Source organism: Rhizobium sp. P32RR-XVIII, assembly GCF_012641395.1.
Taxonomy (GTDB): Bacteria; Pseudomonadota; Alphaproteobacteria; order Rhizobiales; family Rhizobiaceae; genus Rhizobium.
Genome location: NZ_JABAIH010000014.1, coordinates 22,353 through 38,449, shown reverse-complemented (window position 1 = coordinate 38,449; position 16,097 = coordinate 22,353). Strand labels below are relative to the sequence as shown.

Annotated in this window: 14 protein-coding genes; 4 read left to right on the top strand and 10 right to left on the bottom strand. The window is 60.0% G+C overall.

The window, feature by feature from the left end:
• The first annotated feature begins 115 nt into the window (after window positions 1-115).
• On the top strand, window positions 116-2,368 hold the full coding sequence (locus tag HGP14_RS27305) for a CDC48 family AAA ATPase (RefSeq protein WP_168833085.1): 2,253 nt from the start codon (window positions 116-118) through the stop codon (window positions 2,366-2,368).
• 187 nt (window positions 2,369-2,555) lie between these two features.
• Here HGP14_RS27305 and cyoD read toward each other — a convergent pair whose 3' ends face one another.
• The 4 genes from cyoD to cyoA are packed head-to-tail and all read right to left on the bottom strand — an operon-like array spanning window position 2,556 to window position 6,602.
• The gene (gene cyoD, locus HGP14_RS27300) at window positions 2,556-2,969 is read right to left on the bottom strand and encodes a cytochrome o ubiquinol oxidase subunit IV (RefSeq protein WP_168833005.1); all 414 of its coding nucleotides are present in this window, start codon (window positions 2,967-2,969) and stop codon (window positions 2,556-2,558) included.
• Window positions 2,966-3,661, bottom strand: a complete 696-nt coding sequence (locus HGP14_RS27295; RefSeq protein WP_168833004.1) for a cytochrome c oxidase subunit 3 — start codon at window positions 3,659-3,661, stop codon at window positions 2,966-2,968. The genes cyoD and HGP14_RS27295 overlap by 4 nt, the downstream gene beginning before the upstream one ends.
• Window positions 3,658-5,670, bottom strand: coding sequence for a cbb3-type cytochrome c oxidase subunit I (locus tag HGP14_RS27290; RefSeq protein ID WP_168833003.1), 2,013 nt, complete (start codon window positions 5,668-5,670; stop codon window positions 3,658-3,660). The genes HGP14_RS27295 and HGP14_RS27290 overlap by 4 nt, the downstream gene beginning before the upstream one ends.
• Window positions 5,671-5,672: 2 nt before the next feature.
• Window positions 5,673-6,602: a ubiquinol oxidase subunit II gene (cyoA, locus tag HGP14_RS27285; protein ID WP_168833002.1), complete on the bottom strand. Its 930-nt coding sequence runs from the start codon at window positions 6,600-6,602 to the stop codon at window positions 5,673-5,675.
• A 424-nt stretch (window positions 6,603-7,026) separates the two neighbouring features.
• On the opposite strand from cyoA, the gene HGP14_RS27280 reads away from it, so the two are divergent.
• Window positions 7,027-7,443 carry an organic hydroperoxide resistance protein gene (locus tag HGP14_RS27280; RefSeq protein ID WP_168833001.1) on the top strand — a complete coding sequence of 139 codons (417 nt, stop codon included), beginning with the start codon at window positions 7,027-7,029 and terminating at the stop codon, window positions 7,441-7,443.
• 221 nt (window positions 7,444-7,664) lie between these two features.
• On the opposite strand, the gene HGP14_RS27275 is transcribed toward HGP14_RS27280, so the two are convergent.
• The 6 genes from HGP14_RS27275 to HGP14_RS27250 all read right to left on the bottom strand — a co-directional run bounded on the left by HGP14_RS27275 (window position 7,665) and on the right by HGP14_RS27250 (window position 14,087).
• On the bottom strand, window positions 7,665-8,300 hold the full coding sequence (locus HGP14_RS27275) for a dihydroxyacetone kinase family protein (protein WP_168833000.1): 636 nt from the start codon (window positions 8,298-8,300) through the stop codon (window positions 7,665-7,667).
• A gap of 10 nt (window positions 8,301-8,310) precedes the next feature.
• Window positions 8,311-9,312: a dihydroxyacetone kinase subunit DhaK gene (locus HGP14_RS27270; RefSeq protein WP_168832999.1), complete on the bottom strand. Its 1,002-nt coding sequence runs from the start codon at window positions 9,310-9,312 to the stop codon at window positions 8,311-8,313.
• A gap of 22 nt (window positions 9,313-9,334) precedes the next feature.
• Window positions 9,335-10,369 (bottom strand): ABC transporter permease, encoded by a 1,035-nt coding sequence (locus HGP14_RS27265; protein WP_168832998.1) that lies wholly within the window; start codon window positions 10,367-10,369, stop codon window positions 9,335-9,337.
• Entirely contained in the window at window positions 10,366-11,919 is a 1,554-nt protein-coding gene (locus HGP14_RS27260) for a sugar ABC transporter ATP-binding protein (protein WP_312862193.1), read from the bottom strand. The genes HGP14_RS27265 and HGP14_RS27260 overlap by 4 nt, the downstream gene beginning before the upstream one ends.
• A 100-nt stretch (window positions 11,920-12,019) precedes the next feature.
• A complete protein-coding gene (locus HGP14_RS27255; protein ID WP_168832997.1) occupies window positions 12,020-13,030 on the bottom strand; it encodes a substrate-binding domain-containing protein in 1,011 nt (336 codons plus the stop codon).
• A 31-nt stretch (window positions 13,031-13,061) separates the two neighbouring features.
• Window positions 13,062-14,087, bottom strand: coding sequence for an ABC transporter permease (locus tag HGP14_RS27250; protein WP_168832996.1), 1,026 nt, complete (start codon window positions 14,085-14,087; stop codon window positions 13,062-13,064).
• A gap of 199 nt (window positions 14,088-14,286) precedes the next feature.
• Between HGP14_RS27250 and HGP14_RS27245 the strand changes: the two genes are divergently transcribed.
• Both HGP14_RS27245 and HGP14_RS27240 read left to right on the top strand, forming a co-directional pair.
• Complete coding sequence (locus HGP14_RS27245) at window positions 14,287-15,384, top strand: LacI family DNA-binding transcriptional regulator (protein ID WP_168832995.1); 1,098 nt, start codon at window positions 14,287-14,289, stop codon at window positions 15,382-15,384.
• 44 nt (window positions 15,385-15,428) lie between these two features.
• Entirely contained in the window at window positions 15,429-16,088 is a 660-nt protein-coding gene (locus HGP14_RS27240) for an aspartate/glutamate racemase family protein (RefSeq protein WP_168832994.1), read from the top strand.
• Window positions 16,089-16,097: the final 9 nt, after the last annotated feature.

The window sequence follows — 16,097 nt, the reverse complement described above, 5'->3', positions numbered from 1 at the left end:
AGATGCTCCGCCAAACTTCGCCCCGAGCACTTTCCAGGCAGCAATCATCTTCTAAGTGATAATGATCTCGACGAAATAAGAGAGGCTAAACGTGTCCGAAGAATCGAGCATCCAAATGCAGGTCGCAAACATGCGGCCCCAAGACGCTGGGGCCAGCGTCGCGAGACTGACGTCGGCGGTGATGAGCAAGATCGGCGTCAAAGAAGGGGATCTTGTAGAACTGGTCGGAAAGCGGCACACGGCCGCCATTGCAATGCGGCCATATCCCGAAGACGAGGGATTGAACATCGTTCGACTGGACGGGCTCCAGCGAGTGAATGCTGGTGCGACTAGCGGCGATCATATTGAAGTTCGAAAAGCCGAAGCTCGGCCTGCCACAAAGGTGGTGCTCGCGCCCGCACAGAAAAACCTGCGGCTGCAGGGATCGGGTGAGGCTCTTCAAAGAACGTTCCTTCGTCGGCCAATGGTGGCTGGCGACGTCGTGTCGACGTCCGTGCAACAGCGGATCGGCGGAAGGGACCGAGGTTCGGACGAAATCCTTCGTGGCCTCATCGATCTTCCTGCCTACGGGCTTCAGGAGATCAGGCTTGTCGTCGTGTCCACGCAGCCGCGCGGCATAGTTCAGATGAACGAGGGAACGGTCGTAGAGCTTCGTCCTCAGTTCGAAGAACCAAAGGAGGCCAGGCGTGCGGATGTGACGTACGATGACATCGGCGGCCTGGGTTCCTCAGTGGCTCAGGTGCGCGAGATGGTGGAACTGCCGCTTCGGCATCCGGAGCTTTTTCAGCGTCTGGGCATCGATCCGCCCAAAGGCGTTTTACTTTACGGTCCGCCCGGTACTGGCAAGACATTGCTGGCAAGAGCGGTGGCCAACGAAACGGAGGCGAACTTCTATCACATCGCGGGACCGGAAATCATGGGCAGCCGATATGGCGAGTCCGAGGAACGGTTGCGGCAGGTTTTCCAGGAAGCGTCCCAAAATGCCCCTTCGATTATCTTCATAGACGAGATCGACTCCATTGCGCCCAAGCGCGAGCAGGTCACCGGTGAGGTCGAGCGACGGATCGTTGCCCAACTGCTGACGCTGATGGATGGCCTGGAGCCCCGCCAGAACATCGTTGTGATCGGAGCGACCAACCGGCGCGATGCCATCGATGAGGCACTGCGCCGTCCTGGTCGCTTTGACCGGGAAATCGTCATTGGTGTTCCGGACCAAAACGGACGCCGCGAAGTGCTGGGCATTCATACGAGAGGCATGCCGCTTGCAGAAGGCACCGATCTCGATGAGATAGCACGCACGACATACGGCTTCGTGGGTGCAGACCTTGGTGCGCTTGTTCGCGAGGCGGCCATGGATGCTCTTCGGCGCGTTCTGCCGAACATCAATCTCCGAGACGGGATCCCGTCCGAAGTTCTTGAAAACCTGGCGGTCGGACAGGACGATTTTCTTTCCGCGATGAAGAGAATACAGCCCTCGGCACTGCGTGAAATTATGATCCAGGCCCCCAATGTTCGCTGGGAAGACGTTGGCGGTCTCGACGAGGCCCAAGTCAAGCTCAAGGAGGGCGTAGAGCTACCCTTGCGTTCTCCTCAATCGTTCAAGCGGCTGGGTATCCGGCCTGCCAAGGGCTTCCTGCTTTTCGGGCCTCCAGGTACAGGCAAAACGCTTCTCGCCAAGGCGGTCGCGCGCGAGGCGGAGGCTAACTTTGTGGCGACTAAATCGTCCGATCTCCTCTCGAAGTGGTATGGCGAGTCTGAGCAACAGGTATCAAGATTGTTCGAGCGAGCAAGACAGGTCGCTCCCACGGTCATTTTCATCGACGAGATCGACTCTCTGGCTCCGGTCAGGGGCGGTGGCCTTGGTGAGCCAGCGGTGACCGAACGCGTCGTCAATACGCTGCTCGCCGAGATGGACGGTTTGGAGGATATGCAGGGTGTCGTGGTTATGGCGGCGACGAACCGTCCGAACCTTCTCGATCCGGCACTCTTGCGCCCTGGCCGCTTCGACGAATTGGTCTATGTTCCTGTTCCTGACGCAAAAGCGCGGCGGAAGATTCTGGGCATCCATACCAAGAAAATGCCGCTTGCCGACGACGTTCAGCTCGATGATCTTGCGGAGAAAACTGAGCGGTTCACCGGTGCAGACCTTGAAGACCTTACGCGCCGCGCGGGGCTGATCGCCTTGCGTGAATCAATGGATGTGTCGCAGGTAACCAACGAGCACTTCTCAAAGGCGCTTCAAGAAGTCCGGCCGTCCGTAACGCCGGAAGTCGAACGCGAGTATGAGGATATGTTGCGGACGCTGCGGCAGGAGAACCCTCAGCCGAAGCAGTACGGGTTCACATCGTTCCGTCAGGCTACCAGGTGACTGGCTGTTGAACCAGCGACGCGTTCTGCCCGTTTTTACTTGACCGGCCGGGAATTCAGTCTCGCGGCATCATAGTCGCGAGACTGAATTTTAAACCTGGCGTTTTAACGCCATGCCCCGCTGCCAGTGTTGGCAAGCTGGCGCCCTTCAGTTGAACCATTGCAAGGGCCCCGGTTGCCCACAATGCCTATGGCTGCATTTGCAGCATATGATCCATCGGCATCAGATTCTGGTTGAGGTTGGCCATGATCCAGATCGATCCCACCACGATCAGGAAGACCACCAGGATTCCAAACGCCAACGCCAGCACATTGTTGGTATTGTCGGGGCCCGTGGTGATGTGGAGGAAGAACACCAGATGGACGCCCATCTGGGCGATGGCGAGCACGATGAGAGCGACAGGAATTGCCGGGGTATAGATGATATCCGAGCCAGCCAGCAGAAAGGCCGCAGCGGTAAGCAGGATGGAGAAGCTGAGACCCAGGTTCGCGTTAAGCACCCAATGGCCGCTGTCCTCCGGAGGCTCGTCTCCCGGCGAATGGTCTTCCCGAGGGTTCAATGCGCCGGCGTGAAGAGGCGGGTCGGATTCGAGATTGCTCATGTGCCGCTCCCCATAAGGTAGACGATCGTGAAGATGCCGATCCAGACGATATCAAGCGCATGCCAGAAAAGATTGAAGCAGATCAGACGGTGGATGATCTCGCGCCGGAAGCCCTTGATCTGAACCTGCGCCATCATGGTCGCAAGCCACAGCCCGCCGGCAGTGACATGCAGCCCGTGCAGACCGACCAGGCCGAAGAATGACGTCAGCATGCCGCTGCGTTGCGGTGTGATGCCCCGGTTGGCCAGTTCGATGAATTCCTGCAGTTCGAGCAGGACGAACACGAGTCCCAGCAGGCCGGTGATCAGGAGGAATACCTGCGTCCAGAGGCGGCTTCTCGCGTTGGTCGCTGCGAAGGACAGCATGCAGGCATAGCTGGAGAGCAGCAGCGCCGCGGTCTGGAAGGCCACCCGGCGGACGTCGACGATTTCCGCGATCGTGGGGCCGCCCGCTGTGGCTCCTCGTTGAACTGCAAACGCCGCGAAGAAACAGGAGAAGATGACGATGTCGCTCAGCAGGTATATCCAGAAGCCGTAGCCCACGAGGATCCTTTTCCCGGCCGGGCCCGTCGATCCCTGGCCCGTGCCTTCGAGGGGTTCTGTTGGGCCGTGGGCGCGATGGCCCAGCCTGTGCGGATCTTCACGAACGCGGCGAATGGCCTCGACGCTGGCGGGCAATCCGGTGTCGGTCATGGCAGAGCCCCTTGCTGGGACAGGCGATAGAGAAGAGCTTCGCGCGCCGCACGTCGGGCACGGTCCACCCGCGCCACCTCGTCGGCCGGCACCTCGAACTCGTGGACGTCACGCCAGGAAAAGACGACGAAGCCCACGAAGGCCGCCACCAGAGCGACGATGGCGAGCCACCAGATGTACCAGATCATTGCAAAGCCGAAGACTGTGGAGAAGAATGCCGTATAGATTCCCACTGGGCTGTTCACCGGCATTTCGATCGGCACATAGGTCGGCTCCGGGGACAGTTGCTGTGTTTCCACGGCGCGCAATTTTATTCCCCAATAGGCCTCCTCTCCTTCGACATTCGGCATCACGGCGAAGTTGAAGAAGGGCGGCGGCGACGGGGTGGCCCATTCGAGGGAGCGTCCATCCCAGGGATCGCCGGTCACGTCGCGCAGCTTGTCACGGTCACGGATGCTGACGACGAGTTGCACGATCTGCGAGATCACGCCGAGGATGAGGATTGCGATACCGACCACGGAGACGTAAAGCCATGGCCCCCACTCGGCGATGTTGATGTGTTGCAGGCGCCGTGTCATGCCGTCGAGGCCCAGCACGTAGAGGGGTGTGAACGTCACCCAGAAGCCGATGAACGCGAGCCAGAAGCCGGCCTTGCCCCAGCCTGCGTGCAATCGAAACCCGAAGGCTTTGGGAAACCAGAATTCCACGCCTGCAAAGATGCCGAACACGACACCGCCTATGATGACGTTGTGAAAGTGCGCCACCAGGAACATCGAGTTATGGGTCATGAAATCGGCAGGTGGGATGGCAAGCAGCACACCGGTCAAACCACCAATGATAAAGGTGAAGATGAAGCCCATGGACCACAGCATTGGGGTCTCGAAGCGCACTCGACCGCCATACATCGTGAAGATCCAGTTGTAGATCTTTACGCCGGTCCCAACGGCAATGATGCTCGAGGAGATGCCAAAGAACGTGTTGACCGCCGCGCCCGCGCCCATGGTGAAGAAATGATGCAGCCACACCATCATCGAGACGATGCAGATGAACAAGGTGGCCGCGACCATGGACCGGTAGCCGAACAGCGGCTTGCCCGAGAATGTCGAGAAGACCTCGGAGAAAATGCCGAAGGCCGGTAGAACGAGAATGTATACTTCCGGATGGCCCCACGCCCAGATCAGGTTCACGAACATCATTGGGTTTCCGCCAGCGGTGTTCGTGAAGTAGTGCCAGCCGACGTAGCGATCGAGAGTAAGCATGGCAAGTGTAGCGGTCAGGATCGGGAAGGTGGCGACGATCAGCAGACACGACGCGAGTGCTGTCCAGCAGAAGACTGGCATCCGCAGGTAGCTCATGCCGCGGCAGCGCATCTTCAGCACGGTAGTCACGATGTTGATCCCGGTGATCAGGGTGCCGATCCCTGAAATTTGGACCGCCCAGAGATAGTAGTCGACGCCAACGCCCGGCGAATACGTGGTCTCACTGAGGGGCGGGTAGGGCAGCCAGCCCGTGCGGGCGAACTCGCCGACCAAAAGCGAGACGTTGACGAGCAGGGCGCCGCTAGCGGTCAACCAGAAGCCGACCGAGTTAAAGGTCGGGAAGGCCACGTCGCGGACGCCAAGTTGCAGCGGAACCAGGAAGTTCATGAAACCGAGTACAAGCGGCATCGCCGCGAACAGGACCATGATCGTGCCATGCGCGGTGAAGATCTGGTTGTAGTGCTCAGGGGGCAGATAGCCTGGAGCGTCGATCGCCACGGCCTGCTGCGTTCGCATCATGATGGCGTCGGCGAAGCCGCGGATCAACATCACGACACCAAGCAGGCAATACATAACGCCGATCCGCTTGTGGTCGACGCTCGTGATCCACTCGCGCCACAGGTACGGCCACCAGCCTCTTATGGTGATTAGGACCAACACACCAAGCCCGATGAGAATTATGACGGCGGACGTGATCAACGGGATCGGTTGCGAAAATGGGATTGCTGAAAGGCTGAGCTTTCCGAACATGATCAATCCTTTCCACCGGTAGAGACTTCGCGTCCGGCATGCTCCGGAGCCTCAGGCTTTGGTCCCGGGCCTGGCGGGATCTTCTGGCTCGCCACGGCGTCGAACAGGTGGGGATCCGTAGCGCGGTAGGTGGACGGCGGCACGCGCTGGCTCTGCTGCAGCAGCTCGCCATAGGCGGCCTGGTCCAGCACCGGGCCCGTGTTCCTGACGCTGTCGACCCAAGGCATGAACTCGGCAGCCGGCAGGCTTCGCACTTCGAACTGCATGTCAGAAAAGCCGTCGCCGGAGAACTGCGCCGAAATTCCCAGGAGCGTCTCCGAGCTGTCTGCCTGCAGGTTCAACTGCGAAACCATGCCGGGCATGGCGTAGATCATCGATCCCAGGCGCGGTACGAAGAAGACGTTGAAGACACTGGCAGACGTGATCGAGAAACGGACCGGCGTGCCCGTCGGCACCACCAACTGGTTGACCGTGGCGATCCCATGTTGCGGGTAGATGAACAGCCATTTCCAGTCGAGCGACACGACCTGCACCTCCAGCGGCGGGGTCTCCGACGGCAAGGGCCTGAAAGGGTCGAGCTTGTAGGAACCGATCCATATCAGGCCGCTGATGAACATGATTGTGAGGATCGGGATGGACCAGACAACGGCCTCGATGCGGCCGGAGTAGGACCAGTACGGGAGGTATTCGGCATCCGGGTTCGAGGCCCGATAGCGCCAGGCCATCCAGAAGGCGAGGAGGATCGTCGGAACGACGATGGCCAGCATGATCACCGTAGCATCTATCAGAATCGTTGCATTACCCGCGCCCACGGGACCGACTGAATTCAAGATGGCGGGCGAACAGGAAGAAAGTCCAAGGCCAATGAGGCCCAGGATGCAGGCGCGGCTGGCGTGAGTACGCGTGACTCTCAGGGGTCTCGAGGCGGTCATTCGAAGCCTCCCTTTTTCGGGCGCCCCAATTCCCCAAAAACCGGAAGGGGTTCCCATGGTCAGCTATACACCCCGCGGCGATCCTTCGAAATAGCCAAATCCAGCGGAGAAGTGCTCGCCTAGGCCGAGATCCCCGCTTAAGTCCGCGATTGGCGGGGGACAGGCCGTGTTGCGAAGATGCAGAGTAAAGAGCCGCAAAGGCTCGCCTGGCGGCCTGGACCGCGTAGGCATGAACTTCTGCGCCTGCAATCGCGAGTGCGCCGGTCCGGTGGTCTGCGCGTTGCAGGCAAAAACTATCCGTCTCGGCTGGCGCTACGTTTTGGTACATTTTCGGCATTTCTGGAAACATGCCGGATACGCCGGTCCGGCAAATCACTCCCGTCAGCAGATGCCGCCAGGTGGCGGCGAAACAAAGGAGTGCCTCATGACGAGGATCGAGAAAGTTCTCTATACTGGCAAGACCCGGACGACCGGCGGACGCGACGGGTTCGCACGCAGCGACGATAAGCAGCTCGACGTCAAGCTCTCGCCTCCTGGCAGTGGAAAGCCCGGCACCAATCCGGAACAGCTCTTCGCCGCTGGCTGGTCGGCTTGCTTCATCGGTGCGATGACCAAAGCCGCTGGCCGACGCCAATTCAAACTGCCGCCGGATACGGCGGTGGACGCGGAAGTCGATCTTGGAACGACCGACGATGCCTACTTCCTCCAGGCGCGGCTGAACATCAGCCTACCGGGCATCGAGCCCGAGGTTGCCCGTGCGATCGTCGACGAAGCGCACCAGACCTGCCCCTATTCGAAGGCGACGCGCGGCAATATTCATGTCGAGTTCGCGTTTATCTGATGTTTGCCGATCCAGGAGAGGGTAAGATGAAACGGATGATGATCTGTGCTTTGGTCGCGGCGGTTTTCGCGGCGCCCTGTGTCTATGACCTATCTTCGCGGGAGCCGTCGCCTCTGACAGGTCTGCTCACGGCGGTGGCCGCGAACCGCTAAGATGCGATTAAGCAAGTGGCCGGGCTGCTCGACGATCCCGAGCAGCCCGGCGATCTCTCGCATGCGGTCTTACGCGACGAAGCGGGACATGCGTTCGATGATGAGAAAACCGACCGTCGCGCCGGCATCCTGAAGGCCGACGGTCTTTTCCTGGAATGCCGCAGCCTTGCCGTGCTGCGCTACCATCGCCTTGGTGCCCTCAAGAGCCGCTTCGGCCGCAGCGGTCGCGGAAGCAAGACTCTCCTTGAGCGGCTTGCCGGCGGCCGCGGCCGCTTCCAGAGTCGATGCGATCGGATCGAGGACGTCAAGAAGCGTCTTATCGCCGACCTTGGCCTTGCCGCGTTCGGCTACGCCATCGCGAAAGGCGCGCCAGAACGCCGCGATCTCAACCGTGCCAAGGCTCTCTGCCCCTTCCAACGCTTTGCCGGCGCGCAGAAAACCCGTGGCGGTGAGCGTGCCCATGGTCGATGGTGCAGTCCTTGCCATGATGGCTCCGGCGCTGCGAAGAAGCTTGGCGATGCCCGCTGCTTCGCCTTCGGCTGCGACGGTCTCGGCCGCTGCGGCAAAGGACTTGCTCATCGTGATGCCGAGATCGCTGTCGCCGACCTTGCCGTCCAGGGAAATCAGAAAGTCGCGCTGTTCGGCAAAGAGCGTCTTCCACGCTTCGAAAAGCGTGATCAGATCGGATGCTTTGATCGCGTCCATTATCATGTCCTCAGGCTGAATGGTGCTTAAAGAACGGAGTGTTGGCCGGTGCGCCGATCAATGGATCCAGCTCGGCGTCGAGATGCAGAACGGAGATCGATGCGCCGGCCATTTCCATTGAGGTTGCGAACTCGCCGACCCAGACATGCTTGGCCTTCACGCCGCGCTCCTCAAGAAGCTGGGAGACGCGCCGGTACAGAATGTAGAGCTCTTCCATCGGCGTGCCGCCCAGGCCATTCACCAGAACCGCGACCTCGTCGCCGCGCTGGTAGTCCTGCTCGGCGAAAATGCGTTCCATCATCTCATCGATCACGTTGTCGGCGGTAGCGAGCTTCTTGCGGCTGATGCCGGGCTCGCCGTGAATGCCCATTCCGATTTCCATCTCGTCATCGCCGATCGAAAACGTCGCATGTCCGATTTCCGGCACGACGCAGCTGGAAAGGGCGACGCCCATCGTGCGGGTGCGCAGTCTCGCCTTATCGGCGATGCGGGTCACTTCCTCGAGCGAAAGGCCTTTTGCGGCAGCGGCGCCGGCGGCCTTGTAGACAAAGAAAATGCCGGCGACGCCGCGGCGCTTGTGCTCCTCGCCGACTACGGAGGAGGCGACGTCATCGTTGCCCACCACCTGCTTGACCTGGATACCGTCGAGATCGGCGAGTTCGGCGGCCATGTCGAAGTTTATGATGTCGCCGGTGTAGTTGCCGTAGATGTATAGAACGCCGGCGCCTTGGTCGATGGACTTGGTAACCTGCAGCATCTGCTCGGCACTCGGCGACTGAAAGACGCCGCCAACGGCTGCTCCATCCAGCATGCCGTCGCCGACATAACCGAGGAACAGCGGCAGATGGCCGGAGCCGCCCCCCGTTGCGATGCCGACCTTGCCGGCCTTCGGCTTGGCGGTCACGAGGCAGCGCTTGTCATCGGCAACATAGGTGACATCAGGGTGAGCCTTGTAGATACCCTCCAGCATTTCATCGACGAAATTGACCGGATCGTTCAGAAACTTCTTCATGGATTCCTCTTTGATTGGGATTTTATCGTTTGCGCTGGCGGGTCACGAAGAACGCCGCGGCCAGAAGGATGAAGCTTCCGACCACCAGCCGTTGCCAGGTACTTGGAATGCCGACCATGACGAGTACGCTGTTGATGACCACGACCAGTAGAACGCCAAGGATGGTGCCCAGCACCGTGCCCGTGCCGCCGGTGATGCGCGCCCCGCCAAGCACGACGGCCGCGATGACGTTGATTTCGGTGCCGACCAGATCGAAAGGATTTGCCTGGCGGTTGGCGCAGACATGGATGATGCCTGCGAGCCCGGCTAGCGCGCCGGCATAACCGAACAGGAAGATGTGAACGGTTTTGAGGTTGTAGCCCAGACGGCTTGCGATATTGGCATTGCCGCCCATCGCAAAGATCGCGCGGCCCATCAGGGTTCGGTTCAAGATCCACCAGGTAATGACGGCCGCCACAGGCAGGATCAGAAAGTAGACCGGCAGCGTGATCAGCGCCCCGTTGGCCGCCTCTAACTGAAAGAGCGGCATGCGGCCGAAGGCGCCCATCTGCGGTGGCAGCGACATGATCCAGACCGTGCCGATGAAGGACAGGAGAAAGCCTCGGAACAGATATTGCGTGCCGATGGTGACGATCAAAGACGGGACGTTGAGATGATGGACGAGCAGGCCGTTGATGATGCCGAGCACTGCTCCGCCCGCCGTCGCGATCAACAGGATCGCGACGATCGGCATGCCCGGGAAATGGTTCAGGACAAGCACGGTCATGGAATACATGGTGGAGGCAGCGATGGCGGTAAACGAAACATCGATGCCGCCGGCGGCCAGGATGATGAATACACCGAGCGCAAACAGCCCCATGACCACGCTGGCACGACCGATATCGACCAAAGTCGATGGCTGCAGGAAGTCGGGGTTGATCACGGCAACGATGACGCAGATTGCCACCAGCAGAAAGAAAGTAATCGATTCCGGCCGCTTGCGGATGAGCTCTCCAAGGCTGAAGGAGCGGCTGGTGGCGGAACCTTCCTGAAGCTCCTCGACCTGTGACGTTGTCATTGGACATTCTCCGTCTTGGAAGTCAGCATGGCTTTGTAGAGCTGATCTTCTTCTGCCTCTTCGGCGCCGAACTCCGACACGATGCGTCCGCTGTTCATCACCAGGATACGGTCGCAGTTCTGCAGGAGTTCGGGCAGGTCGTCGCTGACGATGATAAGACCCATGCCGGCTTCCGCCAGAGACTGGATGGCACGATAAATCGTGTCCTTCGATCCGACGTCGACACCAACGGTCGGTCCATGCAGCACGAGCAGCTTCGGAGCGATGGTGAGCCACCGGCCGATCAGAACGCGCTGCTGGTTGCCACCGGAAAGCGCTCCGACCGGCAGGTCGAGATCCTTGGTATTGAGCCGCATTTCCTCCGAAAGCCGCGCTGCGATGGAGCGGCCCTCGCTCTTGTCGACGACACCCAACCCGTTGCTGAGCTTGGTGACGATCAGAGCGATCTCGTTCTCGAAAATTGACTTGTCGAGAAACAGTCCTTCCGCCAGCCGATCTTCCGGAACGTAGCCGATACCGTGGGCAATGGCGTCACTTGGGCGACGAATGCAAACCCTTTCGCCATCGAGCGTCAGCGAACCGGACGTCGCCGGGGCAACACCGGTGATCGCCAGAGCCAGCTCATTTCGGCCGGAATCGGCAAGTCCGGTAATGCCCAGGATCTCGCCTTTGCGGAGGGTGAGATCGATGTCTTCAAAGCCTGTGGAGCGGAGCGCGTTTGCCTTGAAGAGCTCGGAAGCACCAGGCTTACCGGTGCGGTAGCGCTCGGCGTCGATGAGACGCCCGGTCATCAGTTCGGAAAGCTGCGTCTTGGTATAGGTCTCGATCGGACCTTGAGCGACGCATTGCCCATCGCGAAAGACGACGGCATGGCCGCCGATACGGTAGCATTCGTCGAGCTTGTGCGTGACGAAAAGCACCGCCACGTTCTCGGAGCGCAGCCGGTCGACCACGCGGATCAGATTGTCGACCTCTCGCCTTGTCAGGGAGGTCGTCGGTTCATCCATAATGACCAGTTTGGCCTGGGTCGCTATTGCGCGCGAGATGGCGACCAGCTGGCGCGCTGCCAACGGCAGTTCGGAGACGATGGTGTTCAGAAATGCGCGATCGGTCGGCAGCCCGACAGTTGCAAGCGCCTTCTCCGCCGTCTGCCGCAAGCGCGTCCGGTCGAAGAGCCTGGCAAGCCTGCCGTTTGCTCGGACAAGCTGCTCGTTGAGGGCAACATTCTCCGCCACTGTCAGGTTCGGAAGCAGGGACAGGTCCTGATAGACGGTCTCGATGCCTGCACTCAACGACTGAATCGGCGTCAGCGAGGAGAAGGTCTGGCCGTCGAGCACGATCTCGCCACTGCTGGGCTCGATTGCGCCGGACATGATCTTGATGACCGTGCTCTTGCCGCAGCCGTTCTCACCGAGAAGATGATAGGCCTGGCCGAGTTCCAGCGTGAGGTTGATGCCGCGGAGGGCATGCACGCCGCCGAACCATTTTTGGATGTTGCGCAGCTCCAGGAAGCGGCTCGAGCGCGGTTCGCTGTTCGGGTTTGCCGACACGTGGAAATCCTCTGTCAGAAATTCCTGCCGCAAATGATGCGGCAATGCATGACGACCGGGGACCTCGTGAACGAGATCCCCGGCTGGCTTGGGAGTGCCATTAGAAGAGGTGGTCCTTATAGGTGGCCTTATCGGCCAGAACCATGCCATTGCCGATGACAAGCAGGCCTGCCCCAGGCCCCTTCTTCACCGTCACCTTGCTGTAGCCCTCGACGCCGAGGTCCATGCCGTCCGTCACTTCCTTCTTGGCCAGCAGCAGCTTGGCGACGGCATTCATCGCCATGCCGGCCTTCTGCGGGTCCCAGAAGCCGATCGCCGTGATAGCGCCGGATTCGAGGAGATCGGCGGAGGGATTGGGCAGGCCCGTGCCGACAAGGCACACCTTGCCCGTCAGGCCGGCCTCATCGATTGCCCGACCGACGCCGAGAACGTCGTTGCCGGCGGAGGTCTGGAAGCCCTTGATGTCGGGATGCTTGCGCAGGATCTCCTTGGCCTTCTCGTAAGTGCCGTTCGCATCGTCGAAGGACTCGTTGTTCGGATCGACCAGCTCCATGTCCGGATATTGCTTGGCGTTTTCCTCACCCGCGCCCACCCATTGCATATGTGTGCGGCTGCCGAGCGAACCGACGAAGGTGGTCCATTTGCCCTTCTTGCCCATGCACTCGGCGAGACGCGCGTTAAGCGCCTTGCCATAATCGGCATTGTCGAAGGCCTCGACGTCAGCGTTGGTGTTCATCTGGTTGTCGGCCTCATGGGTGACGACCACGACACCGCGATCCATCGCGCGCTTGAGGGTTCCTTCCAGAACGGCCGGGTCCATCGGCACGACGGCAAGCGCGTTCACGCCTTTGGCGATCAGGTCCTGGATAATCTGCAACTGCTGGGCGGAATCGGCGGTTGCCGGGCCGCTTTGGCTCGCGACGACATCCGGATTAGCTTTGGCGAACGCGTCGACGCCGGTGTTCATGCGGTCGAACCACGGAATGCCGCTGATCTTGACGACGGTTGCGATAACCGGCTTTTCCTGCGCCACCAGAGTACCCGCAGATCCCGCCAGAAGAGCCGCTGCGAACACGGATCCGGCCAGGAACCGCTTCGATTTCATGTTCATGATTTCCTCCACGCTAGAACTCCCTCAGATTTTACGTTCTGGTGCTTGAGGGATTGGCACCCGAACCGACCCGCTGGCGATTGCCGCGGAACAGGAAGCCGACCAGGTCATGGCGACCGATGGCAAGAAATGCCAGAAGCAGCAGGCCCCAGGCGAAATCGCGCACGAAGTTGGAAAGTCCGCCAAAGTTCAGGAGGCTGGACATCAGCTGCAGGGCAATGGCGCTGAGCACGACACAGATCACACGGCCATAGCCGCCCTCCGGCTTCACGCCCGCCATGACCGCAATCAGGATCGCGATCAGCAGATATGAGCTGCCGTAGTCAAACTTCACGTTGACATTGCGCGCAGCAATGATGATGCCCGCCAGCCCGGATAGCGTGCCGCTCATGGCATAGGTCGCGACAAGCACCGCGTTGCGGGGGAAACCGGCATAGACGGCGGCTTTGGGATTGGTGCCCATCAGCATCAGCCACAGGCCATAAGGCGTGAATTTCAAGGCTGCGGCGATCAGGGCGGCAACGCCTGCAAAGATGAGGAAGCTGATCGGCACGCCGGCAAACATGTCGTTGCCGATGCGCGACAAAAGGTCGGGACTGCCGACGGTCACGGCCTTTCCGCCGGAGATGACGACCGCAAGCCCGGTGAAAGCCATCTGGGTGCCGAGCGTGCACAGGATCGGCGTGATGTTCAAACGCGAAATCAGCAGGCCATTGATCACTCCGCCGGCAAAACCGGCTGTGAGTGCGACGAGCATGAAGGCGAGGCTGAACATCAGCGGGCTTTCGCTGCTTGACAGGAATGACCCGACGATGACGGCCGACAGCACGCCCGACATATTGGCAAGCGCGATACCCGAGAGATCGATGCCGCCATTGCCGGCGCACATCGCCAACATCACACCAATGGCAAGCAGTCCGATTTCAGGCACCTGGCTTGCCATCGACTGTAGATTAAAAAGCGAAAGGAACGACCCATCGGATATTGCCGCGCCCAGAACGAGCAACAGGCAATTGATGGCAACGAGCATGACCAGCTGTCCGCCAGTTCTGCGCATGGTCTCCTCCCATGTTTAGTAAACTTAGCTATGCTTTACTAAAAGAGTTAGCAAAGGGAAAACCGCTTAGCAAGGGGGTTTTTGGCGGATTTGGATTGCATGGTGCGCGATTTTGCCTTAACGCTGAGCGCAAACAGCGACGTCTGTTTACTAAACAAGAGCCGCCCGATATTGCATTTTTCATATTTTTAAGAGCAGCATGAACGTGAAAAAGACCCTGACGATCCGCGACATCGCGACCGTAGCGGGCGTTTCTCCCGCCACGGTATCTCTGGTGCTGAATGGCAAGGGCGATATCTCAGGCGTTACTCGCGCGCGCGTCTTGGAAGCCGTGGCCAGCCTCAACTATGTGCCGCGCAGTGCCAAAGGCGGAAGCGAGCCGACCGACACGCTTCGATTTTTGAAAATCTCCAAGCACGGCCACACGGTAAACCGCGATCACAGCGTCTTCATCTCGGATTACATAGACGGGATGTCGGCGGAAGCGACCCGGCGGAACTACACGCTGGAGGTTGTCAGCTTCGAGGGGCAGCCTATCAGCGCTGTGGCCGAATCCCTGGCCGGGGCGCCGATCAACGGCGTGATCGCACTCGGGACGGAACTTTCCGAAGCCGACATCCGCCTCATACAGGGCCTGGGGTTTCCCACCGTCTTCATCGATACGTTCTACGACATCGTGGATGCCAATTTCGTCGACATGAACAACGAAGATGCCGTCTACAAGGTCTTGTCGCGTTTTCAGGCAAACGGGTTCAGCCGGGTCGGCTTCGTCGCCAGCCATGTCGACACGACCAATTTCCGGCTTCGCCGGGATGCCTTCTTCAAGAACATGGCGCGGCTTGGACTTAAGGTCAGAGAAAGCGACATCATCTCGATCGAATCGACTCATGAGGGCGCCTACACCGACACGCGCGCGCTACTGGAAACCGGGATCGACCTAGCCGAATGCTATTTTTGCACGAACGACATCATTGCTTACGGCTTTATCAAGGCATTGAAAGAATTCGGTATTCGCATTCCCGATGAGGTTTCGATCATCGGTTTCGACAACCTGCCTCAAAGTGCGACGATCGAGCCGCCGCTGACCACCATCGAGGTCTCCAAGCGCAAGATCGGGTATCTCGCAGTGACCGTGCTTGATGATCTGATCAATGCGGCCGATCCGCAGCCGCCGGTCAAGGTCCTTGTCGGCGCCGAACTCGTTGTCCGGTCAAGTGATTCCCGCTCTGAACCGCAGACGGAGCGCCGGCAGGGGAGCCACAGGTCCCGCACGCGCAAAAAACAGCCGGCGAACTAGCCGGCGCAAAGTCTTTGGCTGGCATTCGAATGGAGGAGCTTTAAATGCCATCCCTTGCCTTCATCCATACCGTACCCGATCTCGCAGCCACTTTTCGCCCGCTTGCTGCAGCCATCCTGCCCGACTGGACGAGTTTCAACATCGCCGATGAAAGCCTCCTGAAGAACACGATCCGGGACGGCGCGCTTTCGGTAAAGACCATGCAAAGGCTCAGCCAGTATATATTCCTGGCAACGGAGGGCGGCGCGGATGCCATCGTTGTCACCTGTTCCACGCTCGGCGGTGCGGTCGACCTGATCCGACCGCTATCGTCGGTTCCGCTCTTTCGCATCGATCGAGGCATGGCGGTCGAGGCTGTCCGCCGGGCAAAACGAATCGGCGTCCTTGCGACGTTGCCAACGACGCTGGAGCCGACAAGGGCGCTCCTGGAAGAGACTGCTGCGACCGCAGGAAAAGGCTGCGAAATCACGTCCCGCCTGTGTGAAGGCGCATTTGAGCGGCTCGCGACGGGTGACCGGACAGGGCACGATCGCCTTGTCATCGACGGCTATCGCGATCTTGCCGCATCCGTCGAACTCGTCGTCCTGGCGCAGGCTTCGATGGCACAGGCGCTTTCATCCGTCAACGAGGCGCCAGATGTTCCCGTTTTGACAAGTCCGCAACTGGGCATGGCCCATGTCGCCGGCCTGCTCGCCGTGCTTTGAGGCCAGATC